General features: G+C 58.4%; 35 protein-coding genes and 1 tRNA gene. 27 read left to right on the forward strand and 9 right to left on the reverse strand.

What is annotated here, in order from left to right; genetic code table 11:
- The first annotated feature begins 2 nt into the window (after positions 1-2).
- The 3 genes from ihfA to IF654_RS09255 all read left to right on the forward strand — a co-directional run bounded on the left by ihfA (position 3) and on the right by IF654_RS09255 (position 797).
- On the forward strand, positions 3-305 hold the full coding sequence (ihfA, locus tag IF654_RS09245; RefSeq protein WP_002553164.1) for an integration host factor subunit alpha: 303 nt from the start codon (positions 3-5) through the stop codon (positions 303-305).
- Positions 286-642, forward strand: coding sequence for a MerR family transcriptional regulator (locus IF654_RS09250; RefSeq protein WP_047275136.1), 357 nt, complete (start codon positions 286-288; stop codon positions 640-642). The genes ihfA and IF654_RS09250 overlap by 20 nt, the downstream gene beginning before the upstream one ends.
- 78 nt (positions 643-720) lie before the next feature.
- Positions 721-797 (forward strand) — tRNA-Pro (locus tag IF654_RS09255).
- 83 nt (positions 798-880) lie between these two features.
- Here the strand turns inward: IF654_RS09255 and IF654_RS09260 are convergent.
- The 6 genes from IF654_RS09260 to IF654_RS09280 all read right to left on the reverse strand — a co-directional run bounded on the left by IF654_RS09260 (position 881) and on the right by IF654_RS09280 (position 6,140).
- Positions 881-2,032 (reverse strand): tyrosine-type recombinase/integrase, encoded by a 1,152-nt coding sequence (locus tag IF654_RS09260; protein ID WP_230683801.1) that lies wholly within the window; start codon positions 2,030-2,032, stop codon positions 881-883.
- Positions 1,933-2,349: a hypothetical protein gene (locus tag IF654_RS22870; protein ID WP_230683772.1), complete on the reverse strand. Its 417-nt coding sequence runs from the start codon at positions 2,347-2,349 to the stop codon at positions 1,933-1,935. Before IF654_RS22870 ends, IF654_RS09260 begins: the two co-directional genes overlap by 100 nt.
- A gap of 47 nt (positions 2,350-2,396) precedes the next feature.
- Positions 2,397-5,090, reverse strand: coding sequence for a toprim domain-containing protein (locus IF654_RS09265; protein ID WP_194862563.1), 2,694 nt, complete (start codon positions 5,088-5,090; stop codon positions 2,397-2,399).
- 2 nt (positions 5,091-5,092) lie between these two features.
- Complete coding sequence (locus IF654_RS09270) at positions 5,093-5,326, reverse strand: hypothetical protein (RefSeq protein ID WP_048399286.1); 234 nt, start codon at positions 5,324-5,326, stop codon at positions 5,093-5,095.
- A gap of 77 nt (positions 5,327-5,403) precedes the next feature.
- Positions 5,404-5,898, reverse strand: a complete 495-nt coding sequence (locus tag IF654_RS09275) for a YmfL family putative regulatory protein (protein WP_194862562.1) — start codon at positions 5,896-5,898, stop codon at positions 5,404-5,406.
- A 29-nt stretch (positions 5,899-5,927) separates the two neighbouring features.
- Positions 5,928-6,140: a DNA-binding protein gene (locus tag IF654_RS09280; RefSeq protein WP_194862561.1), complete on the reverse strand. Its 213-nt coding sequence runs from the start codon at positions 6,138-6,140 to the stop codon at positions 5,928-5,930.
- An 84-nt stretch (positions 6,141-6,224) separates the two neighbouring features.
- Here IF654_RS09280 and IF654_RS09285 point away from each other — a divergent pair, with 84 nt between their 5' ends.
- Both IF654_RS09285 and IF654_RS09290 read left to right on the forward strand, forming a co-directional pair.
- Positions 6,225-6,575 (forward strand): helix-turn-helix domain-containing protein, encoded by a 351-nt coding sequence (locus tag IF654_RS09285; RefSeq protein WP_194862560.1) that lies wholly within the window; start codon positions 6,225-6,227, stop codon positions 6,573-6,575.
- A gap of 100 nt (positions 6,576-6,675) precedes the next feature.
- Complete coding sequence (locus IF654_RS09290) at positions 6,676-6,861, forward strand: hypothetical protein (protein WP_194862559.1); 186 nt, start codon at positions 6,676-6,678, stop codon at positions 6,859-6,861.
- 68 nt (positions 6,862-6,929) lie between these two features.
- Here the strand turns inward: IF654_RS09290 and IF654_RS09295 are convergent, their stop codons facing one another.
- From IF654_RS09295 to IF654_RS09305, 3 genes are all read right to left on the reverse strand, one after another.
- Positions 6,930-7,187 carry an ogr/Delta-like zinc finger family protein gene (locus IF654_RS09295; RefSeq protein WP_194862558.1) on the reverse strand — a complete coding sequence of 86 codons (258 nt, stop codon included), beginning with the start codon at positions 7,185-7,187 and terminating at the stop codon, positions 6,930-6,932.
- A 64-nt stretch (positions 7,188-7,251) separates the two neighbouring features.
- Entirely contained in the window at positions 7,252-8,100 is an 849-nt protein-coding gene (locus tag IF654_RS09300) for a phage portal protein (protein ID WP_230683802.1), read from the reverse strand.
- Positions 8,039-10,090, reverse strand: a complete 2,052-nt coding sequence (locus IF654_RS09305; protein WP_194862557.1) for a terminase large subunit domain-containing protein — start codon at positions 10,088-10,090, stop codon at positions 8,039-8,041. Before IF654_RS09305 ends, IF654_RS09300 begins: the two co-directional genes overlap by 62 nt.
- A 163-nt stretch (positions 10,091-10,253) precedes the next feature.
- Here IF654_RS09305 and IF654_RS09310 point away from each other — a divergent pair, with 163 nt between their 5' ends.
- The 22 genes from IF654_RS09310 to IF654_RS09415 all read left to right on the forward strand — a co-directional run bounded on the left by IF654_RS09310 (position 10,254) and on the right by IF654_RS09415 (position 26,485).
- The gene (locus tag IF654_RS09310; protein ID WP_048399293.1) at positions 10,254-11,177 is read left to right on the forward strand and encodes a GPO family capsid scaffolding protein; all 924 of its coding nucleotides are present in this window, start codon (positions 10,254-10,256) and stop codon (positions 11,175-11,177) included.
- A 1-nt stretch (position 11,178) separates the two neighbouring features.
- Positions 11,179-12,198, forward strand: a complete 1,020-nt coding sequence (locus IF654_RS09315) for a phage major capsid protein, P2 family (protein WP_194862556.1) — start codon at positions 11,179-11,181, stop codon at positions 12,196-12,198.
- Positions 12,195-12,914 carry a phage terminase small subunit gene (gene gpM, locus IF654_RS09320; RefSeq protein ID WP_193077716.1) on the forward strand — a complete coding sequence of 240 codons (720 nt, stop codon included), beginning with the start codon at positions 12,195-12,197 and terminating at the stop codon, positions 12,912-12,914. The genes IF654_RS09315 and gpM overlap by 4 nt, the downstream gene beginning before the upstream one ends.
- A 96-nt stretch (positions 12,915-13,010) precedes the next feature.
- The gene (locus tag IF654_RS09325) at positions 13,011-13,472 is read left to right on the forward strand and encodes a head completion/stabilization protein (RefSeq protein ID WP_194862555.1); all 462 of its coding nucleotides are present in this window, start codon (positions 13,011-13,013) and stop codon (positions 13,470-13,472) included.
- Entirely contained in the window at positions 13,469-13,912 is a 444-nt protein-coding gene (locus IF654_RS09330; RefSeq protein ID WP_193077718.1) for a phage tail protein, read from the forward strand. Before IF654_RS09325 ends, IF654_RS09330 begins: the two co-directional genes overlap by 4 nt.
- On the forward strand, positions 13,902-14,582 hold the full coding sequence (locus tag IF654_RS09335; RefSeq protein WP_194862554.1) for a virion morphogenesis protein: 681 nt from the start codon (positions 13,902-13,904) through the stop codon (positions 14,580-14,582). The genes IF654_RS09330 and IF654_RS09335 overlap by 11 nt, the downstream gene beginning before the upstream one ends.
- Positions 14,583-14,592: 10 nt before the next feature.
- On the forward strand, positions 14,593-15,708 hold the full coding sequence (locus IF654_RS09340) for a DUF2586 domain-containing protein (RefSeq protein WP_194862553.1): 1,116 nt from the start codon (positions 14,593-14,595) through the stop codon (positions 15,706-15,708).
- A gap of 7 nt (positions 15,709-15,715) precedes the next feature.
- Positions 15,716-16,165 carry a phage protein gene (locus IF654_RS09345; RefSeq protein WP_194862552.1) on the forward strand — a complete coding sequence of 150 codons (450 nt, stop codon included), beginning with the start codon at positions 15,716-15,718 and terminating at the stop codon, positions 16,163-16,165.
- A complete protein-coding gene (locus IF654_RS09350) occupies positions 16,165-16,377 on the forward strand; it encodes a TraR/DksA C4-type zinc finger protein (protein WP_194862551.1) in 213 nt (70 codons plus the stop codon). The genes IF654_RS09345 and IF654_RS09350 overlap by 1 nt, the downstream gene beginning before the upstream one ends.
- On the forward strand, positions 16,374-16,580 hold the full coding sequence (locus IF654_RS09355) for a hypothetical protein (protein ID WP_169964370.1): 207 nt from the start codon (positions 16,374-16,376) through the stop codon (positions 16,578-16,580). Before IF654_RS09350 ends, IF654_RS09355 begins: the two co-directional genes overlap by 4 nt.
- Positions 16,577-17,110: a lysozyme gene (locus IF654_RS09360; RefSeq protein WP_194862550.1), complete on the forward strand. Its 534-nt coding sequence runs from the start codon at positions 16,577-16,579 to the stop codon at positions 17,108-17,110. The genes IF654_RS09355 and IF654_RS09360 overlap by 4 nt, the downstream gene beginning before the upstream one ends.
- A complete protein-coding gene (locus IF654_RS09365; RefSeq protein WP_194862549.1) occupies positions 17,107-17,568 on the forward strand; it encodes a lysis system i-spanin subunit Rz in 462 nt (153 codons plus the stop codon). The genes IF654_RS09360 and IF654_RS09365 overlap by 4 nt, the downstream gene beginning before the upstream one ends.
- Before the next feature lie 39 nt (positions 17,569-17,607).
- The gene (locus IF654_RS09370; protein WP_194862548.1) at positions 17,608-17,895 is read left to right on the forward strand and encodes a putative phage tail assembly chaperone; all 288 of its coding nucleotides are present in this window, start codon (positions 17,608-17,610) and stop codon (positions 17,893-17,895) included.
- Between the two features lie 23 nt (positions 17,896-17,918).
- On the forward strand, positions 17,919-18,059 hold the full coding sequence (locus IF654_RS09375; protein WP_194862547.1) for a DUF6890 family protein: 141 nt from the start codon (positions 17,919-17,921) through the stop codon (positions 18,057-18,059).
- Positions 18,060-18,065: 6 nt separating this feature from the next.
- The gene (locus tag IF654_RS09380) at positions 18,066-20,216 is read left to right on the forward strand and encodes a phage tail tape measure protein (RefSeq protein ID WP_194862546.1); all 2,151 of its coding nucleotides are present in this window, start codon (positions 18,066-18,068) and stop codon (positions 20,214-20,216) included.
- Positions 20,213-20,530 carry a DUF2590 family protein gene (locus IF654_RS09385; RefSeq protein WP_194862545.1) on the forward strand — a complete coding sequence of 106 codons (318 nt, stop codon included), beginning with the start codon at positions 20,213-20,215 and terminating at the stop codon, positions 20,528-20,530. The genes IF654_RS09380 and IF654_RS09385 overlap by 4 nt, the downstream gene beginning before the upstream one ends.
- Positions 20,527-21,699 (forward strand): baseplate J/gp47 family protein, encoded by a 1,173-nt coding sequence (locus IF654_RS09390; protein ID WP_194862544.1) that lies wholly within the window; start codon positions 20,527-20,529, stop codon positions 21,697-21,699. Before IF654_RS09385 ends, IF654_RS09390 begins: the two co-directional genes overlap by 4 nt.
- Positions 21,696-22,220 (forward strand): phage tail protein, encoded by a 525-nt coding sequence (locus tag IF654_RS09395; RefSeq protein WP_194862543.1) that lies wholly within the window; start codon positions 21,696-21,698, stop codon positions 22,218-22,220. The genes IF654_RS09390 and IF654_RS09395 overlap by 4 nt, the downstream gene beginning before the upstream one ends.
- 9 nt (positions 22,221-22,229) lie before the next feature.
- On the forward strand, positions 22,230-24,302 hold the full coding sequence (locus tag IF654_RS09400; protein WP_194862542.1) for a phage tail-collar fiber domain-containing protein: 2,073 nt from the start codon (positions 22,230-22,232) through the stop codon (positions 24,300-24,302).
- Positions 24,303-24,309: 7 nt separating this feature from the next.
- Positions 24,310-25,020, forward strand: coding sequence for a DUF4376 domain-containing protein (locus IF654_RS09405; protein ID WP_194862541.1), 711 nt, complete (start codon positions 24,310-24,312; stop codon positions 25,018-25,020).
- Positions 25,017-25,940, forward strand: coding sequence for a hypothetical protein (locus IF654_RS09410; protein WP_194862540.1), 924 nt, complete (start codon positions 25,017-25,019; stop codon positions 25,938-25,940). Before IF654_RS09405 ends, IF654_RS09410 begins: the two co-directional genes overlap by 4 nt.
- On the forward strand, positions 25,937-26,485 hold the full coding sequence (locus tag IF654_RS09415) for a baseplate complex protein (protein WP_194862539.1): 549 nt from the start codon (positions 25,937-25,939) through the stop codon (positions 26,483-26,485). The genes IF654_RS09410 and IF654_RS09415 overlap by 4 nt, the downstream gene beginning before the upstream one ends.
- The last annotated feature ends 2 nt before the right edge of the window (positions 26,486-26,487 follow it).

Raw genomic sequence — 26,487 nt, forward strand, 5'->3', positions numbered from 1 at the left:
GTATGGGGGCTCTGACGAAAGCTGAAATGGCGGAACGTCTTTATGAAGAGCTGGGCCTGAATAAACGTGAAGCCAAAGAATTGGTGGAGCTTTTTTTCGAAGAGATCAGGCACGCTCTTGAAGACAACGAACAGGTCAAGTTGTCCGGTTTTGGCAACTTTGACTTGCGTGACAAGCGACAGCGGCCTGGCCGCAATCCGAAAACGGGAGAGGAAATCCCGATCACGGCACGCCGTGTGGTCACCTTTCGTCCAGGGCAGAAGTTGAAGGCCCGAGTAGAGGCTTATGCTGGAACCAAGTCATAACGACGAGCTCCCGCCCATTCCAGGCAAACGCTACTTCGCCATAGGCGAAGTTAGCGAATTGTGTGCGGTCAAACCGCATGTGCTGCGATATTGGGAGCAAGAGTTTCCTCAACTGAATCCCGTAAAACGGCGCGGAAATCGCCGGTATTATCAACGCCAGGACGTGTTGATGATCCGGCAAATTCGCGCCTTGTTGTATGACCAAGGCTTCACAATTGGAGGCGCACGACTGCGCCTTTCAGGCGATGAGGCTAAAGATGATACAACCCAGTACAAGCAATTGATCCGCCAAACCATTTCAGAGCTTGAAGATGTTTTGCTGATCCTTCGCAAATAACTTGGCTAATACTACTTCCTCTTTTTCAAAACTTGGGGTATATTTGCCGCGTTATTTCAATTAGTTCTAACGCCTAGTCGGGGCGTAGCGCAGTCCGGTAGCGCACTAGCATGGGGTGCTAGGGGTCGAGTGTTCGAATCACTCCGTCCCGACCATATTATTCAATGACTTAGCCACCCTATGGGTGGCTTTTTCATTTCTACCCTAGTGACTTTTCGAGTGACCTTGGGTTTTCCTGCTATCCCTGCCTCCTCTTCAGGATCGTCAGCGCTGGTGCGCGTGAGTCGGTTACTGATACTTTGTTTGCAGCCTCAATCAGTTGGTCCAGCTCTGCCGCTGAGTAGTGACTGGTGATGCTGCCGTTCTTATGGCCGAGCAAAGCTTTGCGATCCTCCTCAGTCACGCCTGCTGCACGCAACCTTCTGCCAAAGGTGTGCTTCAGGTCGTGAATGCGGATCCGGACGAAACCATCATGTGCCGGCCGCAAATACTTCTCCTGCCATTTCTTCGCCGCCCTGACCCTAGCCTTCTTCCAGGCTGAGTCGTTCATGCGGTGAACCATCGTTTCGTCCCCGTCGCCGTCTGGCTTGCCGAAAGGGAAGACGTACAACTTGTGCTGGCCGCGCTGCTTCTCAATAACTGACTTGGCCACCGTGTTGAGAATCACCAGACGTTCGTCCCGGTTCTTCACACCAGACCTTGCGCTTCGTCCGCCGAACCCGGCCGGAATCAAAAACACCGTAGTATCCAGCTCCGGTACCGCGATTTCCCAATCCCATTGAAGCTTGCAAACCTCCTGCTCGCGACACCCCGTGTTGACCTTGAACATGGCCATGGTCTGCAGGTGTGCCGGCAGCTCAGCGAACAAGATCGATTGCTCTTCCCAAGAAAGCGGGTAGGGCTTGCGGCAGTTCGTCTTCTCATCCAGCAGTGAGATCATCGGCACAACATCGAGCCATGGTCTGCGCTCGTCATCACGCCATTTGCGCGCGCACAGATTCAAAACCCGGATCACTCGCTGAAGAGCGATGTTCACTGTCCGATTAGTCACTGGCTTGCCCGTCATCGGCTTCAGCTTGGAGCTGATGTAAGGAGCCAAGGCATCATCATCAATATGTGTGATTGGCATGTCCCCAATGAACGGATCCAGCTGTGCCATGTACGTTGCCGAAATATGGATCGAGGCCTGATCCTTTACCTCTAGCAGGAAGCGAGTCGCCGCTTCCCGCCACGTTCTCACCTTCCTGACCCCGTATACCTTCTCCTGTCGGCGCTGTTCCAATAAATAAATCAGGTACTGCTCCGCTTCGGCGCGGTCACGAGTGCCAGTGCTTTCTTGAATTCGTTCACCTCGGTATTTCTTGTCGATCTTCCAGATGCCGCTCGGCATTTGCTGGAGCCCGGTGATTGCTTTTTGTGCCATTGCGTATCTCCTGTGGATCCGCCCTGGCGCTCGCTGCGGGGCCGATTGTTGTCCTGATTCGCTCCTTTTTCAATCGCCGTGGCCTGAACGTAGGCGTCGGCCCAAGCCTCAAGCTCCAATCGGTCGAAGCCAACACCCTGTTTTCCGATCGGGAATTCCCGAACGTGTGGCCGAACGGTTTTATTGAATTCGTCCCGGCACATGCCGAGATAGCCGTATGCCTCACCGGCGCGAATAAAGCGCGGGAGGAGTCGTGCAATTTGAGCTGCTATTTGATTTGCCATAACTTTTTCCATACCGTTCGGAGCGGTAGAAGTTGGGTAGGGTGGTTTTAGGCTGTCTGAAACATCCAGCACCGAACGGTTTTCGCTTTGTTGGCGGCGTCGACATCCCATGCCGAGCAAACATTTCTGTTCGTCTCTATGAACTTGGGACATTTGCTTGTTTTAAGGTGGCGTTTCAGTTCTGTCAGATCCGGCACTTTTTGGCGCTTCTCGGCGGCTTCCTTGGCGAAGTCGTTGAGGTTCACAGCAATTAGGCCGTCATTGCGGGAGTGGTTGAGTCCGCCCGCAGCACTGTTCAAGTACTCGTACAGTTCCCAGAATTCGACGACGATCGGGTGATCGGCGTTGATCGCCAACTGACGTTCTTTGGCCATGCTCTGGATCTCGCTATGGGCCGCGTCTATCTGATGCTTTTTCAATGGGATAACGTGAACCAGGGCGTCTATCAAAGCGTGTAACTGAGCGTGGTTTTTTGCGATCCGGACGGTGCGTATCTCCGGCAGTGCCAACAGCTGTTGTTCGTAGACTGGCACTTGCTCACGGACGGTCTGCATCACGATGCTTTCTTTCATCGTTGCTTTGATAAGGAACCCGCTCACGCGGTCGACCGGCATGCGCTCCAGTTTTTCCACCAATAATTTGGTTTGTGGCGTCTGACCTTCCTTCGTCATGGCGATATGCACCAATCGTTGCAGGATGGGTTCGGATGCATTCACCGCATGGTTCTGACCGATAACAACCGCCCCTCGGAAAGGGGGTTCGCGGGTATCGTTACCGTTGTTTTTTACGCCAGTAGAGCGAACGCTCCGGCCGTTATAGGCGGTCTTGAGTTCGTCCCAGTCGTATTGCTTGGTCTGGCTGCCGTCCGTCTTTTCCCGCTCTGACTCGATGAGTACAACCGGCAGGTTGCCTACCTGGGCGAAGTTCCGCGCCCGAGCAACTGGCGTGCCTTTGGTTGGGTCAAAGCCCTCATAGTCGATACGGCCACACATTTTCCACAGGAACTCGATCAGCGTGGACTTGCCTGCGCCTGGCTCACCGATGATTTCCATGAAGGGGTAGCTTTTCTGGTGCTGGCGGATCTGTTCAGCAAACAGTGACCCGAACCAGAACGCGAGTGCGACCAAACCTTTGGCACCGAAGCACTGCCAGATGATGTCCAGCCATTCTGTGTCGAACTTCTCCAAGTCCGTGTTCAGGTTGAGAATGACCGACTGGCTCAGGGTCTTGATGCTCAACCGATCCATATCGAAGAAATCTTCTTCGTTCAGTTTGAACACTTTTCCATCGCGTACTGCCACGTCGCCGTAGATGTACGCGCCGTGTTCACGGGTGTAGCCGGTGAAGTCGATGGTTTGCACGGTCTTGAGCGCGTCGGTCTGTTCTTCAATGAACGCATCCAACTGTTGAGTGGTGCCGGTGAACATGCCGCCAGGGGCAATGCCAAGCAGACGCTTTTTAAACTCTGCTGAGGATGCGATTTGTGAGCTGGTAAAGGTGTTTTTTATCGGCGCCGCGTCGTGAGCGAACGTGATCCGGAAGTAATACCAGGACTCGTCGGTTAGCTTGTTCTCTTGGTAATACAGTGCCTTCGGGTTGCAGGTAGCAATGCGTTGTAACGCGCCGCATTGCTGCATTGCCTTGGCCCGCATCTGTTTGTTGTTCAACTGCTGATCGTCGTGGTGTTCGCTGTCTTCCAGTTCCTGAATCGCTTTGTTGTACTTCTCAAGATCGAGCTTGAACCAGTACAAACGATTGCCGAACTCCAAGTGAAATTCGCTCCGACGCTTCCAGTCGAACATCACCAAGGCTTTCTCAGTTGCGCTTTCAGCAATTAAAAGGGCGCCATGATGGCGAGCAATCGTCAGGTCTTTGTCTACCTGAACATCACGTTTCTCACCCTCATCGAGAAACTGCCAACGTTGGTGTAGATCATTCCAGTCAGACTTTTTGTTATCCCGCTGTGGGATTTGCGCAGCTTCACAGCTAAAGCCCAGCTCGCGAGCCATCCGAACCCAGCGCTTTGTGTAGGCATGCGCGCCTGGTTCGTTATCAAGTGCCCACACAAGCTTGGGCAAATTGCCCGGTCGTGCGGCTGCGAGCGCTTGCAGCGAGTCGGCTGGGAAGGCATTCGAAGACATTGCGGATACAGCAGCAATGTTGTGATGAGCCAATGCGATCGCGTCGAATATGCCTTCGACGATCCATAACTCTTTTGCTTCTAGGACGTCCACGCAAGGTGGGCACCACCAAACGCCTTTGTATGACTCGCCCGGTTTGAATCGAGCTTTCATTTTGCCGAAGCGTGCTGGCCTGTCTATCAGTCGCTCCCAGTACCCACCTTTTTCAAGGGCAAAGCGAACTGTGGCGCTACCTGCTTCATGCTGAGTGGAGTAATAAGTTTCCTGCGTGAACCAACCGGCGATCATTGAAATATCAAAGCCGCGGGCGAACTCAAGATAGGCACGTGCAGTTGCTGTTGGTGCGTTTTCAGTCGCAGGTACGCGCTTGCTCCAATCCTCAAAGAGGTCGTCGTAAATCTCTTTGACGTGCACCGTGTGGCCACACTTTTCCTGCCGGCCACAGATGAGTTGCCACGGACTGTCGAAGCGGGTGTATAGCTCTTTTTTGTTGCACTTGGGACAGGTTCCACCCCGCATATAATTTGTGGGAGAGCGATGCTTGAGTCCGAATTCGGACTCAATCCGCTGTATTACGTCGTGGCGCAAATCTTCTCTCATGGTTACTTCACTGACTTAAGGCTGAGGGATAAGGCGGCCATCAAGTGTTTTTGGGCGGCCATCACAGGGGATTTCTCCAGGATCGATTTGTGGCGTGCGTCTTTCGGGACATAGCGGTATTCATCGGCATACCAATGCTCATTCAGGCTCATCAGGTACTGCGCACGCATGGCTGCCAACAGCGCTTCGGCATGCGCTGAGGACATTCTTGTGGTGACAATTACGGCGTTTCCCATGGTGAAACCTCTATTTCGGGCGCAGTTCACCCAAACCCACAGGGCATGGGGGCAGGCGGTTTAGTGGGAGGGTGGTGCTATGGGGCTAGCGGGGTGCTTCGTGGGGCAGAGCGGTTTGCATGTAACTGGATAACTGCCAGCACTTCGGCGTGTCGTGCAGCCATATGCAGGCTTTCAGCCTTGAGGATGGCGTCCGCTTCGGTTTGGTCTATCACGCCGTCTTCCAGCGCCTGAGCGATGATGTGATCCACCGTCCCGCGCTTGGCTGCTGTCTGTACGCACATGGTGTAAAGCTCGACGTTGTCGAGTGAATCTGGATCAGCAACAGGGACAAACATCCCGCCATACATCGCCGCCACATACTCCGGTAAGTGGGTAGTGCCAGCAGTCAGTTCTAACTGGTGCAGTTGCGCATCGGTCAGAGGTCGACTGCCGTTATTTTCATAAGCATGGTTATCAAATTTCTTGAGTTCTAAACCGATGCGTCCAGCCGCACATTCACGCCCCCCTGGGTAAGAGCAAATAATTGCACTTGTGACTTGGCGTCGAGTGGTAAGAAATTTCCTGCGCATGTTCTCGTTTCCCTGTTTAGGTATGAGGACTAGTGTGTAATCACGCCGTCTTTGATTCCGAGCAAGACGGCTGCTCGATGGGCCTCCCCACGGCGACAACGACTCTGACCACTCAACACTGCGTATACGGTACTGGGGTTGAGGTTGTTCAATACGGCGAAGTCCTTTGCGGACTGACCGCGCTTATCCAAGGCGTCACGCGCTTGTTTGCGAGCTTGCTCGCTGATACAGGTGTTGGGCATAGTGCAGTTCCGTGCAGTTTCATGTGGTATGAGATGCACAATGATGCACTTAGATGCATTTGTAAAGACAAGGAATGAATTATTTTGCATCTTTCCGAAGCGATTGGCTCTCGACTCCAAGAAGAACGTAAGCGTTGCTCGATGACACAAAACGATCTCGCTGAGGCGTTGGGCATTGCGAAGCGAACTCAAGCAAATTACGAATCTGGATCGAGTGATGCGACTGCGTCATACCTCAGTAGGGTGGCTACAGAGTTCGGTTTCGACGTGCCCTACATCCTGACAGGGGTTCGTACTACTCTGGCCGAGAACTCTTTGACGGATGTGGAGGATGACCTTGTAAAGCAATACCGCAGCATCCCGGATGATGATCAAAAGGCGGTACGCCGGATTCTGAAAGCGATGGCTGACGATGCTGTCCGAGCCAAGAATTAAAATCTCACAAACGGTTTTGGATATTCACGATAAGCCCGATTTAAAGCGCCCGTCCATCTCTATACCGTCAATTCAGCAATGCACTTTATGGAGTAGTAGCATGTTGGATGACGATAAAAACGATGACGGGCTTGTTCAAGTCGAGCAGTGTGATTGGCAAACTCTTTCAAACGTAGAACGCCGCCTGATCGTGCTTTACCGGCAGTTATGCGACCAAGACAGGACGCAGCTACGTCGAGTAACTGAGAGCTTGGTTAACAATCCTGAGATTCCAGCAGGGGATTGATCACTCCCTGTGAAACGCTGACACATCTGTCATAACGGTATATTCGCCGGTCCAATGGAGACCGGCGTTTAAGTTTGAGGTGTCGCACCCAACTGTTCGAACAGCTCACGTTGCTTGGCCTTGGGCATCTCTTTCAAACGCTCAAATAACATGCTGTCAAAGGTCTGTGCTGAAGGTCTCAATGTCCGGTAAAACGTCAGGTGAGCAACCCACGTATGCCCGCATTTAGCATCCAGACACTGGCAATACAGCTTCACGAAGTCAGATGAATGGGTCTCTCTGGAAGATATCCGACCCTTATTTCCGCATTTGCAACTCACTCGCATGTATCCCTCCCCAGGGTAGCTAATGATCGCTATGGTGACAGATTGCTTAGTGCAATTTTCTGCACTATTCAGCCTTTGCACTGTTTGGAGTTACTTTCTCTTCCCGCCACCCAATCCATCGATCCCCCCTCAACACATCGTTCACCTGTTTAAATAACTGGCAGATGGGCCGTATCTCGTTGCTGGTGTAAACCCGATCGATCTTTTCAATATCGCCAAAGCCACCGTTGTTTTCCGGGATGATGCCGGCCAGTGCGGGGTTCATTCGCCAAGCGGCGATGACGTCGTTGCGGGTGATGTTCTTGACCTTTTCCAGTTCGTCTTTTGCCTGAAAATCGCCCACCGGGATGATCTGGATTGCGTTCTCTTTGCCGTTGGGGATGTTGACGAACATCGAGCGGAAGTTGCCCACGCCTTTACTGGCACTGATTTGTTCGCGCAGGTTGGTTTCGTCTTCCTCGGTCAGGTCAGGGTCGTTGGTGTAGAAGATGTAGCCCGCGTGGGCGCCGTTGCTGTAGTAGCGGCGGCGGAATAGGGTAGCGGCTTCGTTGAGCAACAGCGCCTGCATGCCGCCAAGGTAGTCGGGGATGCCGTAGATGGTCTGCTCCACGTCGTAGTCCATGATGTGGACGATTTCATCGGGCTCAAAGTCCATGAATTTGCCGTCAGGCAGGAGCATGCGATAACCCCCGTCGACTTTTACCCGCATGTTGATCGCAGGTAGATGTTTGAGCTCCAGGACTTCACCGAAGGTGTTGGTGTCGCAGTACAGAAAAGCATCGCCAAACACCATGTAGTCCAGTCCCGCGCAGCCCATGGTGCGGGCGCTGCACCCCGCAGAGGGGATGAACTCACGCAGCAGCAGGTTGCGTTTGAACTTCGGTATGGCGCCGTGGTGCGCGTTGGCGCGCAACAGCTTGGCCAGCCCGGTGCGCGACACCGGGGGCTTGTAGATGTCGCCGTCGTCGCTGGGGAACACCCCCACGTATTCCCCGATGTTGCCGCTCAATACCTGTTCCGGTTCCCCGAACGTGAACGCGCGCATGGGCTGCTGTTGGCGAGGCTGCTGAGTGACCTGGGGCTGTTTGCGTCGTGCTTTGGACATGGGTTCCGCTCGTGATGTAGCGGCTCCGGCGCCGCTTGTTCGTGTTCAAGGGTTCGTTGGCGAGGGCGTGCATGATTGCCCAAGCGATGTCGGCGTGGCCGGTGGCGTCGGTACGCGATGCGCTGTAAGTGACTTGGCCGCTGCCGGTGGTGCCGCGCTTGATGGTCAGGAATGCCTGGGCGACGTCGGTCCATCCCGCATCCCACTCGATACGGCTCCCCTGAATTGTGTCCTGTGCCTTGAGCACCAGGGTGTTTTTGGTCTCCAGGCTGTAGTGAATCGACGTTGCCCGAGGGTAGAAGTCGCGCACCAGGTCAAACACGCCGTAGCCAATACCCGTGGTGTCGATGCCGATGTGCTGGACGTTGAATCGCTCGGTGAGCTTTTTGACTTGCTCGGCCTGGTACTTGAATGACTGGCCCCGCCAACTGTGTTTTTCGAGGATGCGAAACTTCGCCCCGGGCTCCAGAGGCGGAGCAATAACCACGCACGTCGCGTCGTCGCGGGTGCGGCTCGGGTCGTACCCCAACCACACCGGGCTGTTGCCGAAGGGGCGTTCGTCGTCGGGCGTGTAGTCCTCCCACAGCGTCAAGTCGGAATAGCAGCGCTCCAGATCCTTGAGACCAAACGCGCTTTGCGTGCTGTCGATGAACTTGCAATAAAACAGTTGCTGGAACTTGTCTTCGTCGTACTCCAGTTGCAGCTGTTCCATGTCGAACAGGTCGCACCCGCCGTCGATTGCGTCCTGAATGGTGATGGTCTTGCGCCATTGGCCATCCGGACACAAAGCGCCCTGCGTGTAAGACGCCTCGACCGGCCACGTGCCACCGGCTTTTTTGCCGCGTTTGCTGTTGCGAAACTCTTCCCCGGACCAAAACGGGTACGCCTGGTGCGACACCGCGCTGGGCGTGGAAAAGTAGGTTTTGCGCCACTTCTTGTGGGTGCCCATGGCACTGGCCACGGTACTGAGCTTTTCGAAGTCGCGGATCCAGAAGTATTCATCGACGTAGACGTGACCGTGATAGCCCTGCGCGGTGCTGCTGTTGGTGCTGAGAAAGCGCAGTTCGGCGCCGTTGCTCAAGGTAATCGGGTTGCCGGTCAGCTCGATGCCAAACCACTGCTGGGCAAACTGAATGATGTAGCTGCGGAAAATCTCCGACTGCGATCGGCTGGCCGACAGAAACACCTGGTTGTCGCCGCTGAGCACGGCGTCCATGAAAGCCTCACCGGCGAAGTAATAGGTCAACCCGACCTGACGGCTTTTCAGGATGTTGCGCACCCGGCGCGTCAGCGGGTTCTGTTTGGCCGCAAACAGTTCTTGCTGATAGCGGTACATCTTGGAGATGAACTTATCCAGGAAGTCCACTTCCGTCAGGCCGCTGATGTCGTTCTTGGCCTTTTTCTCGCGCTTCTTGCCGCCACTGTTCCCACTGCTGGATCGTTCACTCCGCGAGCCTTGGCGGCTTTCGGGCGGCGCTTCGGCACCGTCACCGATCGGAGCTGATGCCGGTTTAGCAGCCTGTTTTAACAGCCGCTCCCGAACAGTGGTTAGCCGGTCCAGCTCGTTCAAATCGTCCTTGGACAGGCTGCCAGCCTTGTCCAGTAGCAGAGTGATTCGGCGTCCCACGGCGGTCAGCGGTTCTTCATCCGACAGCATGTCTTCCCAGCCGCCCTGACGGATCCAGTAATAAACGATCCGGATGTTGGGCAGGTTGAGTTGTGCCTGTATTTCCTTGGCCTTGCAGCGGCGTAGAAACAGGCGTTTGGCGGCTTCTTTAACTTCGGTCGAGTAGTACATGCGCCGCAGTCTATGCGGCGAAAACGCTGAAAACGTGGAGATAATTTCCGCGATTATCCTAAAAGTCGAATATAGGAGAAACGCGCAAGTGAAGCGTTTGTTTCGGGTTGAATCGCTCCCTATCTTGGCGGCTCATTCAACCGATTGAGCGCAGTTAACCACCATGCCCCGTTCCCTTGTCTCGTACTGGAAACGTGTCGCCACCAGCGGCCCGACCACTGATGGTCGCGAGATCCTTCCCCAGGAACTGCGTGATATCGCTGAGACCTACAAGCCGTCGTTTTACACCGCTGTGATCTGGTGTGAACACGAACGCTGGCAAGGCTGCTTCGGCACCGTGTTTGCCGTCCGCCTGATAGAAGAGGGCGAGGACCTGGAGCCCGGCCAAGTCGCTCTGGAGGCTCAACTCAAGCCAAACGACCGCCTGCTGGCCCTGAACGATCAAGGTCAGAAGCTGTTTAGCAGCATCGAGATCTACCCGAATTTCCGGGGTAAAGGCAAAGCCTATATGACCGGAATGGCCGTCACGGACGAGCCCGCCAGTACCGGCACCCAAGAACTCTACTTTTCGAACAAGACCAGCCAGCGCACGTATTTCACGGGCGCGGTTGAACTTGGCCGCCCGCAGGACGACATGCAAACCACTTCTGAAACAGGGCTGATCAACGCCCTGACCGGTTTTTTCAAGCGCTTTTCCGCCGACGTCTTGCCTGCCGATACCACCTCACCTCAAACAGAGAGCAAACCCCCAATGGATGAAGCCACTGCAACGGCCCTCAAAGCCTTGCTTGAACAATTGATGGTTGTCGCCGCTGGCATTCAGGCCGTGATCGAGCCTGCCGCCGCAGACGCGCCCGAGCCCGATCAAGAGCCGATCGATGATGTCAGCGCTGCTGTGGATGAGATCGTCACCACTGCCGAAGAAGAGCGCGAATTCCGTCGCAAGGGGAATTCGTCGAACAAGGCGGTGCTGGCTGCGTTGAACAGTCTGCAAAAGCAGTTCTCCACCTTGCAGAACACCGCGACCGGTCGCCAGTTGCCACGCCATTCCGGCCCTGTAGTGACTGCCAAGAAAAAGGTGCTCTGACATGGCTCAACTGAGCGCCAAGGGCGCCAAGCATTACGCCGAATTGCAGGACGCTATCGCGGATACCTATGGCGTCGAACGTGCCAGCAAAATGTTCAGCGTTGATCCATCCGTTGCCCAGGAACTGAACGACGCGATCACGGCGAAAGCGGACTTTCTGGAACGCATCAACATCGTCCCGGTCAGCGAAATCAAGGGCGAGAAGGTGTTTATTGGTGTAAATGGCCCGGTCACTGGCCGCACCAACACCAAAACCACTGACCGTCAGGCCAAGGATGCGTCGGCGCTGGAAAACACCACGTATGAGCTGGTGGATACCCAATCTGACGTGGGCCTGCCATACGCCAAGATCGACGCCTGGGCGAAGTTTCCCGACTTCCAAGACCGCTACTCCGCCGCCGTGCAAAAACGCATTGCCCAAGACCGGATCGTGATTGGTTTTCACGGCACGATCGCGGCCATTCAGACTGATCTGGAGGCCAACCCGAAACTGCAGGACGTGAACAAGGGCTGGCTCCAACAGTTGCGCGAGCAAGCGCCGCAGCAAGTGCTCAAAGAGGGTGCAACACCGGGCAAGGTGACACTCGGTGCCGGTGGCGACTACGCCAACCTTGACGCCTTGGTGCATGACACCAAGCAAATGGTTGACGAAATCCTGCGCGAAGACGGCGACCTGGTGGCAATCATCGGTACTGACCTGTTGGCCGCTGACAAAGCCAAGCTGTACACCAAACAGGGCGATACCCCGACCGAAAAAGAGCGCATCGAAAACGCCCAAGTCATTGCCACCTACGGCGGTTTGCCCGCGTTCAGCGTGCCGAACTTCCCGGTCAATGCGGTGCTGGTCACCAGTTGGGACAACCTGTCGATTTACTTCCAGGACACCAGTTGGCGCAAGCAGACGGTCGACAACCCGAAACGCTCCCGTGTCGAGGACTACAACAGCCGCAACGAAGGTTATGTGATCGAGCAAATGGAAAAGATCGCACTGACTGAAAACGTTGAGTTGGTGGTCGCGTGAGTCTCGCCCTGGCGCACAAGCGCCGCACCTTGGCACAGGGAACCGCAGCGTTGGTTAAGGCAGCGGGCGCTCCTGTGGCGTACTCGCCCGCTGATGCCTTGAGTAGCCCGGCCAACGCCCGCAAGCACCTGATGTTGCAGGAAGCGGCTTTGGATCAGGATCTGCTGCGCCTGAGCGACCTGAAAAATCTGGCCAGCAAGCAATCGCTCAAGCGCGACGAGCTGCTGCCCAAGTACCAGGACTATGTGCAGCGCTACTGCGCATCGGGTCTGAGCTTTCCAAACCGTGTCCTGGTGCAGGTGATGGTCTGGCTGTTTGACACCGAGCAGTTCGAAGACGGTTTGGAACTGGCGGACTTTGCGATCGAGCAGGGCCAAGTGATGCCGGAGCGCTTCAAGCGTCGCGACATCCAGACCTTTGTCGCGGACGCGATGATCGACTGGGCCTTTGCTGAGTACAACGCCGAGCGCAGCCCTGAACCCTACTTGAGCAACATGCTGCCGTTGGTGGATGGCGAGTGGGAACTGACGGAACAGATCCCGAGCAAATACCACAAGTTGATCGGCATGCGCGCCATGGAAGCAGGGGAGTTGAGCACCGCACTCAAGCACCTTGAGCGCTCGACCGAGCTGTACCCCAAAGCCGGGAATGAAACCCGCATCTCCAAGTGCCGTAAGGCGTTGGCGAAGCAACAGGCCGCACCGGCCCCCGAATAACCGACTACCCCCCCAGCGGGAAACTGTGGATGAGAGTGAGCCATTTATGGCCTGCCTCCCTGAAACAGTTCTCCCGCCCTATTTGAGCGCCCGGCAATGAGCTTTTCAGGCAAACCCACCACATTGGTGGAACAGCAAATCGACAACGACGGCTTCTGGCCGGACTTGTCTGTAGGCGAGTTCCAGAAAGGCTATCGCCTGCCGGGTGAGTACTTGGGCGACATGCTGGCCGCGGATCTGACCACTGCCATGGTCGAGGTCAATACCGATTTGGCGCGCTGCAAGTCCAGGTGGCAATCCATAGGCGTTGTCTGTGTGGAATCTGCTGACCCTATGGTGCTGCCCGAGCGTGCTTTTCACGTAGCGACGTACAAGCGCGCCGTGTATGCACGCGCCAAAGCCAGCCTGTTGACCCAGTTCGCCACCGTGACCCGTCGCGAGAGCGCAGAAAACACCGGCAAGGAAGCCCCCGAGCGCGCCGAGACCTTTCTGTCTTTCAGTCAGCAGGCTGTGCGCTCGCTGCAAGGGCGTGGGCGCATTACGGCGGTGTTGCTATGAAGAAGCTTCAAGCCCTTACCCGCTACTTGATCGAACGCCGCCTGGTCATGCCGGAGCAGCTCGACAGCTGGGCCAACCAGATCAGTCTGGAGTTGATCTGGAAGCCGGATGTGAAGGGGCTGCACTTCGCGGACATGCGTTACAGCGCCGCCATTGTGCTGGAGCGTTTTGCGGATGAGCCGGGACGGCTGATGGCGTTGCTCGGCAGTTGGCTGGAGAGTAACGACCGCGACCGCGACGGGCTGCCAGCCCTCACGTTCGCCATCGACATGCTGGACAACGACCTGGCTGACGTCGAAATCACCGTGGAGTTCGTCGAGCCGCAGTACCTGGCCGAAGACCCCGACGGCGAAATCGAGGCTTTCGGGCAGACCTGGTCATTCATCCCGTTTGACCTGTGGGTCGCGGAAGAAGGCGAGGTGGGCAGCGATGGCCGCTAGTCCGCTCGACCTCGATATCCGGGGCTTGCTCGACGTTGACGCGCAACTGGCCCTAATGGAGCTGCGGCCACAACTGCGCCGCCGCTTGCTGAACAACGTCACCAAACGCGTGCGCTCGATGAGCCGCAAGCGCGTGCGCGAGCAGAAGAACCTGGACGGTTCGCCGTTCGCTGAGCGCAAGGGGTCGGCCAAGGGCAAAAAGAAGATGGAAGCCGGGTTGGCCAAGCTGCTGCAAGTCACTCGCGTCAGCCCGGACGAAGCCGAGCTGGGCTGGAAAAACGCCCTCACGCGTTGGGTTGCATCTCAGCAGCACAACGGCGTCAGCGAGCGCCGCACGGCCGCGCAGATGCGCCGCTGGAACAAAGTCCCGCCCGGTGTCGCCTGCACGGACAAACAGGCCAAACGCTTGCGTCAGTTGGGTTTTCGAGTGCGCGTCAAAGGCAAAAAGAACCTGACCAAACCTTCTGTGGCGTGGATTCAAGAGCATGTGAACTACGCCAAGGCCGGTCTGTTGATCCGCATTTTGAACGATGAAAGAACCGAGTCCTCGGGCGCACAAAGCTGGGACATCACCCTGCCCAAACGCCAGTTCCTCGGCGTGCAAAGCAGCAATGAAACCCGCGAGCTGGTTAACCAGGTCTTTGAACAAATCCTAAATTCACCCCGCTAACGAGGCACCCATGGCACTCGGCAAAGTCAGCGTTAACAATCTCAATCTGGGCCAGGGCGAAGTGACCGCGATCGAGCGTTATTTCCTCTTTATTGGCCCTTGCACCAAGAACGTCGGCAAGTTGTTGGCCCTCAACACCGACAGCGATCTGGACACCGAACTGGGCATCCAGCCCAGCGACCTGAAAACCCAGATCATTGCGGCGCGCCTCAATGGTGGCGACCGCTGGGCCTGCGTGGCGGCACCGATTGGCGCAGAGGGCGAGTGGGCTCCCGCGCTTGAAATGGCCCAGCAACAAGGTATTTCGGTCGAGGCGGTAGTGATTACCAAGCCTGTCACGATCGGCGACGAACTGTCTGCCATGCACGACGCGGCGATCCAGCTGAACAACGTGTACGGGCGTCGCTCGTTCGTCATGGCCGCGTCACCGGGCATCACCCTGTTGCAGCCGTGGTCGCAATACCTGACCGAACAGAAAGCCATCACCGCCGATCTCGCTGCGCCCCGCGTGCTGGTGGTGCCGCAGTTGCACGGCAACGATCTGGGCGTGTTGGCCGGTCGTTTGGCGAATGCGGCCGTGAGCATTGCTGACACCCCGATGCGTGTAGCCAGCGGTGCAGTGCTGGGCCTTGGCCCGGTGCCATCGGACTCCGAAGGCGTGCCGTTGCCGTCCGCGATTCGCGCCGAGCTGGACAGAGCGCGTTTCTCGGTCTCGCAGACTTACCCGGACTACGAGGGCGTGTACTGGGGTGACGGTAACCTGCTGGACACCCCGGCCAGCGACTTTCAGGTGATCGAGCATCTGCGTCTGGCTGACAAGGCAGCGCGTCAGGTGCGCCCGCTGTTGATCCGTCGCGTGGGTGATCGCCGCCTGAACAGCACCCCCAACAGCATGGCGGTGAACATCAACGCGCTGATGGCGCCCCTGCGTGCGATGGCCAAGTCCGTCACGTTCGCGGGCCAAGTGTTCCCCGGCGAAATCCAGACCCCAAAAGACGGCGACATCGTGCTGGTCTGGAAGAGCAAAACCGCCGTAGAGGCCTACATCAAGCTCAAACCCCACAACTGCCCGAAAGACATCACGGCCAACATCGCCCTGGATCTTTCCAACGACGCCACGGAGTAACCCCCCTATGTCACGCATTGGCGGCAAGAATTTTGACGTGAACCTGGGCGATCTGCTGGTTCACGTGGAGAGCTGCACCCTCGACATCACCGACAACAGCGCTGTGGCGCAAACCCGGGGTGTGCCCGATGGCCACGTGGATGGCGACGTGTCGGCCAGCGGCGAGTTTGAGCTGGACAGCTACAACTTCGGCCTGTTGGTGGATGCGGCCCGCACGGCGGGCAGTTTTCGCGAGTTGAAGCCGTTCGACAGTGTGTTTTTCGCCAAGAGCGGCGATGAAGAAATGCGCATTGAGGCCTTCGGCTGCAAGTTGAAAGTGTCCAGCCTGCTGAGCATCGACCCCAAGGGCGGCGAAAAGACCAAGCACAAGGTGCCGTTTGACGTCACCAGCCCGGACTTTATCCGCATCAATGGCGTGCCGTACCTGGCTGCATCCGAGACCGAGGGGCTGAGCTGATGTCGTGCCCGTTCGATCGCGCCCAGGCGCTGGAGCAACGTCAGCGCGATCAGGCGATTGCCGCCCAGTTGGCCAAAGTGCGCCCGACCGGGCCAAGCCGTACCGCGTGCCTGGACTGTGAGGGCGACATCCCCGCAGCACGCCAGGCGCTGGGCGGAATCCTGCGTTGTGTGCCGTGCCAGTCCTTGTCTGAAAAGGAGGGACTGAGATGAGCACAAATCAGGCCGCCCAGGACACCGCGATTGCCATCGTGAAAGCCTCACCTGCCATCGGCGTGGCTGCTACCGGGGCGACCGGGGCCGTCGATTGGTCGGCGGTGGCTTACATGCTGACCGCGCTTTACATGGTGTTGCAGATCCTGCTGTTGGCGCCCAAGTACCGCCAGATGTTGCGCGACTGGAAGCGCAAGCCATGAGCCTGCGCCACAAGATAGCCACCGGCACCATTGCGCTGGCCAGCGCCTCGTTGATCGCTTTTCTGGGCAAGTGGGAAGGCGAAGGCCAGCACGTGGTGTACGCCGACACGCTGGCCCGTGGCCTGCCCACGGTATGCAAGGGCATCACCCGTTACACCAGCCCTTTTCCCGTGGTGGTAGGTGACTACTGGTCTCCAGCCCGCTGCGCCGAAGTTGAACAGTTGGTGGTTGAGAAGGGCCAGCTTGCCCTGGCGGACTGCCTGACCAATCAACGTATTGGACAGGACACCTTCGACGCCCTGAGCAGTCACGGCCATAACGTCGGCATGCCCGGCACCTGCGCCAGTCGCGCAGTGGGCCTGATAAACGCCGGGCGCATTGCCGAGGGCTGCAACGCGTTGGCGTGGGCAGCGGATGGCAAAACCCCGGTGTGGGCGTATGTGACCGATGCCCAAGGCCGCAAAACCTTTGTGCCGGGCTTGCACGCGCGCCGGTTGGCCGAAGCCAAGTTGTGCAGGGCCGGGCTATGAATTCGATCAGCGCAACGCTGCTGTGGCTGTTGGCGGGTGTAGTGATGTGCCTGCTGCTGGACCGCCTTCTGGATGAGCGCAACGACGCCGTGCGCGAGCGTGACAGCGCCCGAACCGAAGTCACTGGACTGCGCGAAGCGGCCCGAATCAGCGGCGAAATGCTGGCTGACCGTGACGACATTGACCGAACCCGAACCGAGGCACTGAACCATGCACGTTCTGAAAACACTGAGCTGCGCCGCGCTGTTGACGCTGGCCGTCAGCGGCTGCGCGTCAACGCCGTGTGCCGTGCCTCCGAGCCCCACCAAACCGGCCCCGGCGGCGTGGCTGATGCAGCCACCGCCGAACTCGCAACAGACGCTCGACCGGATTATTTCACCCTCCGCGATCAGCTCGCCCTCAGCCGCGAAATGATCCTGGGGCTGCAAGACCACGTGCGCCGGATCTGCCTGCGCTGACCCGAATCACCCACTTTAAACCTGAACGGAACACACCCCATGACTGAACGTCGCGAAATCGAACTGGAAATTGGCAACAACGAATTCACCTTTGAGCTGACCCCTCAAGACGTGACCAAGTACTTCAACGCCGTTAACCAGAACAACAAAGTGGCCCCGGCCAACAACCTGCTGGTGACGACCGTGAAACAGGAGCAGCGCGCCGCCCTGAAACCGTTGCTGGCCAACCCGGTGATGGTCATGCAACTGGCCGGCACGCTGCTGGAAGAGTACGGCCCGGACGTTGAAATCATCGTAAAAAAGCCCTCGACCACGCCGAAGGACTGAGTGAGAACGGCCTGGGCCAGTTAGTGGCCCTCGCCAACCGCTGGCTGCCCGGTGCCGAACCCACCGCCGAGGTGATGGGCACGGCCAAGTGGCTGGAAGACGAGTACTGGAAACGCATGGAATTTGCCGTGGCTAATGGCATTGCCCATGCCCTGAACGGATAACCACACATGGCAGATCGCAGCGCTCGCTTGGCCTTTATCTTGAGCCTGACCGACAAGATCACCGCGCCCCTGGGCAAGGTGAAAACCAGCTTTTCGGATTTGGCCGAGCAAGGGCAAAACAACATCAAGACCATGGGCCTTGGCCTGGGTGGCTTGGTGGGGGCGGGTGTTGCGATCAGCCAGTCACTGGAACCGGCGCTGGAGATGAACCGCGCCTTGGGCGAAGTCCGCTCGTTGGGTGTGGCCGAGGACGCCTTGGCTGCGCTCAACCGCAAGTCGCTGGAGTTTTCGGTGGCCTACGGTGAAAACGCCCGCGACTTTGTGGCTTCGGCATACAGCATCGAGGGCGCGATCAAGGGCTTGAGCGGCAGCCAGTTGGCCACCTTTACCAACACCAGCAACCTGCTGGCCAAGGCCACCAAAACCGACGCCGAAACCATGGGCGCCTACGTCGGCACTATGTACAACCTGTTCAAGGATCAGGCCGACGCCATGGGCAAAAGCCAGTGGGTCGAGAAGATGGGTGGGCAAACCGCGTTGGCGGTGCAGCTGTTCCGCACCGACGGCGCCCAGCTCAAGGATGCGTTTAAAGAAGTCGGCGCGATCGCCACCACGGCCGGTGTCGATCTGGCCGAGCAATTCGCGGTGATTGGCACGCTGAGCAGCACCATGGAAGGCGGCGACGCCGGGGGCATGTACAAGGCGCTGTTCGAAAACATCGGTGCGGGCTCGGAAAAACTGGGAATGAAGTTCACCGATCAGAACGGCAAGTTGCTGCCGATGCTCGACATCCTAGACAAGCTGCAAGGCAAGTTGGGCGACCTGACCACCGCTGCCGCAGGCACTGCCCTGACCGATGCTTTTGGCGGCGAAGGGGCGCGGGTGATTGGCGCACTGGCCAAGGACACCGGGCGTTTGCGCAACGGCATGGAACAGTTGGGCAACGTGCGCGGGCTGGAGAGCGCCGACAAGATGGCGCGGGCCATGGTTGATCCCTGGCAACAGTTCGGCGCCGCTGTGCAGGCGCTGCGCATTGCCTTCGGCCAGGCCCTGATGCCGATTCTGGAACCGCTGATGGCCAAGCTTACGGGCGTGGCGCAAACCCTGACGCGCTGGTCGCAACTGTTCCCCAACATCACCCGCGTGGTCAGCATCACTGCGCTGACCATTCTTGGCATCACCGCCGTCATGTCGGCGCTGACGCTGGTGGTCGGGATCAGCAAGATGGTGTGGCTGGGCTTGGTGACGGTCTGGAAGATCCTCACCTGGACGGGCTTTCGCAGCATTGCCATGTTCCTGATTCACGTGGCCATGGCCACCACTTTCGTGTTGAGCATGATGGCCATGGTGGCGTGGATGGGCCTCGTTCGCGGCGCCATGCTGCTGTGGCAAGGCGCGATTTGGCTGGTGAACGCGGCGCTGCTGGCCAACCCCATCGTGTGGATCGTGGTCGGCGTAGTGGCATTGATCGCCGCCGTGGCCGCGGCTGTTTACTACTGGGATGAATGGACCACCGCGCTACTCAACAGCGAGGCGTTCAAGTGGGTCAGTGACCAGCTCCAGGGCTTGAGTGACTGGTTCAGCTCCATGGACGGCTGGACGGGCATGGCCAAGGCCGCGTGGGACGGGATTATCAACATCTTTAAAGGTGCGATTAATGGCCTGATCGAGATGTTGAACAAGATCCCCGGCGTGCAGATCGATGCCGCGTTTGGCGACCTGCCAGCACCGCCGCAGGTGCCGGACATCGGCGTGGCCCAGATGCAGGCCCAACCGGCGGCGCCGCTGGTCATGGCGCAAACCCCAGTCCTGCCACCTGCCGCCGCGCACGCGGTGCAGCCCCTTGCAGCAAGCCAACCAGGGGCAATGTCTTTGGCCACCTCCCTGATACCGCCGACCCAAGCCCCGGCACTGGTGACGGCTGCACCGCCGCAGGCCAAGGCCGAGCAAAGTCAGGAACGCCTCAACAGCTCGTTGAGCAGTCTGTCGCCGTCGCGGCCGAACGCTGTACCCAAAGGCGGGCTGCTGAGCAGCATTCAGAACACCTCTCAGACCCAGAACAAGGCCACCCACGTGGAGAACCTGAACATCACCAACACCAAACCCATGAGCCCGCTGGAGCTTGAAAACATGATGAGCATGGCGGTGGGTGGATGAGTGACTACATCGACCTGCTGATTGTGGACAACGACCTGTCGCTGGACCCGTCGCGTCAGCCGTTGCTCATCGATGACCGCGCCAGTATTGCCCAGGACATTGCGCACATGATCCGCGAAAGCGGGCTGCTGGTGACGTTGGTGGCCGAGCGCAGCCGTCTGCGACAGCGCGATTGCATCCAGCAACTGGAGCTGCTGGTGGAGGCTGATGTGCGGCTTGTGCCGGGCACCGCGCTGATTCAGTCGTATGGCACCGGCAAGTACCTGGTCACGGCCAAAACCCTGAAGTTCGGCACGATCGAGGTGTACCTGTGAGTGAGGTGGATTTTAAGCAGGCGCTGACTGACGCTGGGATTCCCACTACCGAAGCCGGTCTGCGCAAGGCATGGGAAAGTGAGGTGGCGGCCCAAGGCAGCAAACTGAGCAACACCAGCGCCTATTCGCCGTTCTGGCGGCTGATTACGGCTCTGGTGACCAAGCCGGTCATGTGGTTGATCAGTTTTATCAGCGACACCGTGCTACCGAATTTCTTTGTGAAAACCGCAAGCAACGCGTGGCTGGACACCTTGGCCTGGGCGGTCAACGTCGAGCGCAAGGGCGCTACCAAAGCCAAGGGCGTGATCCTGTTTACCCGCATTGCAGCGGGCGGCACCCTGGAGTTGCCTGCGGGCATCGTGGTGCAGTCGGCTGCAATCAACGGCCATATCTATCAGATGGTCACCACCACGCCCGCCACCTTTGCCGATGGCCTGTTGCAACTGGAAGTGCCGGTGCAAGCGCTGGAGGAAGGCAGCGGCTACAACCTGGCCCCGGGGTATTACGCCATTTTGCCAGTGCCCTTGCCGGGAATCGCCCAGGTGGTAAACACCGACGGCTGGCTCATATCGCCCGGGGCAGATCCTGAACCCGATGACGAGCTGCGTTTGCGCGTGCGCAATCAGTTCTCGGCGGTCAACCAGTGGCACACCGACGCGGTGTACCGGGCGATGATTTCGGCCTTCCCGGGCGTGAGGCCGGATGGCGTGTATTTCCTGCACGGCGCGCCCCGAGGCCCCGGCAGTGCCAACGCCTATGTGCTGTTCGACGCTGACGCACCCGCCGACACCTACCTGGAACAGATCAACGCCCATATACGTGACCAGGGCAACCATGGCCACGGCGATGACCTGATGGTGATGGTCATGCCGCAAACCCAGCACGCCATCAAACTGACCGTTTGGTCCCGGGCGGTGATGGACAACGAAAAACGCGACAACCTGCGATCTGACGTGGCGCTGTTCGTGCGAGCGGCGTTCCGGGAAAGCACCCCCACCGACTACCAGCCGACGCTGACTTACCCGCAGTCACGCTTTTCATTCAGCCGACTGGGCGAAGAATTGCACCAACAGTTCCCGGGTATCGAGTCGTTGCACTTCGACAACAGCGACATCGTCTCGGAACTGAGCATCCCCCGGATCAAGAGTCTGGAGGTGATTTTCTCGTGATCAAACTCAAATTGCCGTTCTGGCTTGACGGTATAGAGCTGAACAGGCTCCGCACTGCCAGTCAGTCCTGGTGGGACAGGGTCGAAGGCTGGTTGCAGTGGCCATTGCTGCAAATGGACGCCGAGACCTGTCACCTGACCGTGCTCGATCTGCTGGCCTGGCAGCGCGACATCAGCCGCTTCAAGGATGAACCCGAAAGCCTGTACCGGCTGCGGGTCAAGTTCGCCTTTATCAACGCGGTGGACGCGGGCAGCACGGCCGGGCTCAAACGCATTCTGCAACGCTTGGGCGTGGGCTATGTCGAGATCGACGAGCGCCTGCCCGATCGGGACTGGGACGTGGTGCTGCTGCGCCTCTCCGATTCGCAACTGTCGCAAAACCCCGAGTTGATGCGGGTTCTGATCCAGCAGTACGGGCGCACGTGCCGCCGCTATGACTTCGTGACCATCACCCCTGTATCGCTGCGCGTCGTCGCGGTGGACTTTAACGACGACCAGCAAACGCTGGTTGCCAGCCTGTAGGAGCTTCTCGTGGGAGCCAGTATTACCCTCGCAGGTGAAAGCCTGATCGCGCAGAAACAAGGCGCCAAACAACCGTTAATTGTTCGCCACGTGGTGTTGGCCAACGTGCCCGGCCTTGATGCGAACGCCCCCATAGACCGCGCAGCAGGCAAGCCTGCGGCGGGTCAAATTGTCGGTACTTTTGACGTCACCCAGCAAGGATATGTAAACCCCAATCAGGTCGTTTACAGCCTGATGATGGGCAGTGACATCGGGGACTTTGACTGGAACTGGATCGGGCTGGAGACCGCAGAAGGCGTACTGCTGACCGTGGCCTATGTGCCCTTGCAACAGAAGCGCCGCAACATCCCGCCGATGCAACTGGGCAACAACGTTACGCGCAACTTTATGGTGGTCTTTGACGGTGCCCAGGCGCTGACCGGCATCACCATTGATGCCAGCACCTGGCAGCATGACTTCACTGTGCGTCTCAAAGGGATTGATGAGCGCGAGCGGTTGAGCAATCGGGACGTGTTCGGCCGTGCCTGCTTTTTCTCCGACGGCTTGAAGGTCGAACAGATCGGGCAAAAGTTCCAGGTCAAATCCGGCATTGCCTACATTGAAGGCGCGCGGGTGATGCTGGCCGAACCCTTTGCGATTACACCGCCCAATCTGCCGGCCACCGCATGGCTGGACGTGGCCTTACAGCGGCAGCTCAACGATGTAGTGGTCAGTTGGGCGGTCAAGTTTGCGGCGGATCTACCCGACTATGTGGACAGTGTCGGCGTGCGTCACTACTGCATTCCCTTGGCCAATCTGACGGCGTCAGCCATCACTGACCGGCGTGTGTCGGAATCGGTCAATGGCCCTTTGATTCAGCACTTTGCCTCACGCACAGGTGATTACCCGCAGTTGCGTGCCCGGGCAACTACCAAGCAGGACGTAGGGCTGGGCAACTTGCCCAATGCAATTAGCGACAGTGCAGACGCGGATGATTCCTGGGTGCTGGCTAGTACCAAGGCTATGGCCAACGTGCGGCGTATTCTCCAGCAGGCGATCAACAACGTGCTTAACGGCACGACACCTGCGGGCAAAGCCAAGCAACTGGAAACAGCGCGCAGAATTTCAATCACCGGCGCGGGCAGCGGGTATACCAGCTTCGATGGCTCACAAGATGTGAGCCTGAACCTGACATTGGCCGACAGCGGTGTAAAGGCGGGTACTTACCCCAAAGTTACGGTCACCGCGAAAGGCTTGATAACGGCCGGTAGCCCCCTTATCGCCAGTGATATTCCCGGTCTGGACTGGAGCAAAATTCAATCCGGCAGGCCAACCACGCTTGAGGGTTACGGCATCTCCAATGCCATTCCGACCGGATTGACCAACAAGCGTCCCCGGTTGTTTGCGCCTGAACTGGGGCCGGTCGGCGGAGCGATGGAAATACGGGAGGCGCGTTGTATTGATTCCGCCTCGACAGACTTTGCATATGCCCCTCGGCTGTTTTTCCATTGGTCGAACGTGATCTATGGCGATCTGGCCATGGCCAGCAGCGGGGACTTGTGCTGGACCACTCACAAGATCTGGCACGCCGGTAACTTTGATCCCGGCACGGCCGTGCAGCGGGGCGCGATTGTGGCGTTCTGTTTTAGCCAGACGCCAGAGGGGTATTTAAAGGCCAATGGAGCGGCGGTATCACGCACGGTCTATCGAAAACTATTCGACCTGCTGGGCACCTTTTACGGGCCGGGCGATGGAGCGACCACATTCAATCTGCCCGACCTGCGCGGCCGTTTCATCCGGGGTTTCGATGATGGCTTGGGGCTTGACCCCGGCCGGGTCTTTGGCTCGAAGCAGAGCAGCCAGAACCTTGCCCACGGTCACGCGGCCCGCAGCGATGCGCAAGGCGAGCACATCCACGGCCTGATCAAGTCTGCTGGCAGTAACAACTCCCCCGGTGGGTTTGTCAGCCCCGCCAACGCGGGCAACGCCATGGTCAACACCGAGCCAGCCGGGCGCCATAGCCACACCATCACCGTAGATCCATCGGGAGGCAATGAGTCGCGCCCGGTAAACATTGCGCTGAACTACTGCATCAAATATTGAGGCCCTGATGAAAACCAAGACTGTCTATCAAACCGGCGCACTGGGCCGATTCACCGGAACGGCCGAGGCCGAAGAGTCGCCCCTTGAACCGGGTGTGTTCCTGATCCCCGGCGGGTGCGTGGAAACCCCGCCACCGGAACCCGACGGAGCCCAGCGCGCCGCGTTCTGGTGCCATGACAAATGGGTATTGGCGGACTACTTCAACGGTTTGATCGTGTACAGCATCACAAACGGCGAACCCCTGACGGTGGAAGGAATGGGGCCGATCCCGGCCGGGTACACGATGAAAAAGCCCGGGCCGGATCAGGTCTGGAAAGAGGGTGAATGGGTTGACGACATTGCGGCCATTCTGGCGGCGCTTTACGCCCAGAAACTCGAAGAGATCTCGCTGGCCTGCAACCGCTACATTGAGGGCGGATTCACGTCTGATGCGCTGGGCGCGGACTTTCGCTACAGCAGTGAGTTGACCGATCAGATCAATTTGACCGGCCTTATGCTCAGCGATCTGGATTCCGGGTATCCCTGCTATGACGATCAGCAGGTTAAAGGCTTTCGACCGCACACGGCCGCACAACTGCGTCAGGTGGGGAACGACCTGACGCGCTTTAAGCAGGCAGCCCTGCAACACGCTGATAATTTGAAACAGGCACTGGCCGAGGCTTTGCGGGACAAAAAGCTCAAGGTGATGCGCGGTATCAAGTGGACGCCGCCGCAATGACTTGGGCACCCATCACCCTGCGCTGGCCTGAGCAGGCCACTGGCTGGATGCAGCAGCTGGGTGCGGCCAAGGACTTGGCCAGCGGCGAGCTGGCCAGCACAGCATTGCGCCTGAGCGGCCTGGACGGCATGACCAGCACCAATCCGGGGCCTGTGGGCGCCGCCGCTCAAGGCGTGATCGCGGCCGGGCGTGCGGCCCTGACTGAACAAATGAACGAAGCCCCAGCCTGTTTGGTGGTGACGCCGTTTCAAAGCGGCGTAGGGCAAGGCCGTGGCTACCAGCGTTTTCTGTCTGCGCCGAACCTGGTGCAACAGTTGGCCAGCAAACTGGTGGACGTCAGCGATGCCAGCCGCCCCGAGGGGCAGCAATACGCGCTGTGCCTGATGTTTCTGGCCACACGTTTCGACCAGTTGGCCGACAGCCTGTCGCGCTTCAACGCATTGCTGCCGATGCCTGACCTGGTACGCACCGAACGCCGAGCGCGTCACCTGTCAACGCTGGAAGCCGAAAAGTGGGAAATCCCTAACGCCGGGCCGTTGCCGCGCTGGCAGTCGTTGCCGCTGGAGCGCTGCACCTTGCTCAAGGCCGCGAAGCAATCGATGGCGGGCCAACTGGCGGTGCTGGAGAGCTACGCCGCCGACAGCTCACCCATGAGCGATCTGGCCGCGCTGGCCAGCCGCAAGAGCGTCCAGCAAAAAGGCCGTGACCAGCAACTGGCCGACCTCAAAGCCTTGCTTGCCGGTGGCCAGCAAGATGGCAGCCTGCGCGCGCGGATGATCGGTCCCGGCACCACCAGTGACCTGCGCCGAGACTTGCTGAGCACCGAAGCCCCCGGCCATGAATGGGTGCTGTGCGCCGGGGCGCTGCTAGTGGGGACGGAAAAGGGCTTGAGCTTCGTGCGTGAGCTGGTGGGCCTATGATGCTGCTACTCGATGGCGAACAGGTACGCGGCAAGGGCCTGAAAGTGACCGCCAATATGCGGATCGAAAGCGCCGACATGTCGGGCCAGACCAGCAACACCGAAACCGCTCACAAGGGCTTCAAGCCCAAGACCCTCACGGCGTCCCTGATGATCCCCTACGTTGACCAGGTGCAGTTGCGCGATCTGATGCGCATGGCCGAGGCCACCGAAGGCGGTGGCCAACTCAAAACCTACCGTGTGGTCAACGACACCGCGAGCGCGTTCGGTATTCGTCAGGTGGAGTTTTCCGAAGGCGTCAGCGCACGCGAAGACGACACCCTCAGCGCCTGGCGGATCCAGTTCACCCTGATCGAAAAGGTCTCCAACCCGCAAAAGGTTGAAGGGCGACGGGCAGCGAACGCAGTCAAGGCCCAGTCGGGCCCAGGCAGTGCTGTGGGTGGCAGTGGCGGTGCTGGTGGCGATCCGGGAGAAGGTGAACAGGAACTGACTGGGTTTGAAGCCACACTGAAAAAGCTCGATGGCTGGATCGGCGGGGGTGAGTAAGC

It is taken from the genome of Pseudomonas lundensis (genome assembly GCF_015377145.2).
Taxonomy (GTDB): Bacteria; Pseudomonadota; Gammaproteobacteria; order Pseudomonadales; family Pseudomonadaceae; genus Aquipseudomonas; species Aquipseudomonas lundensis.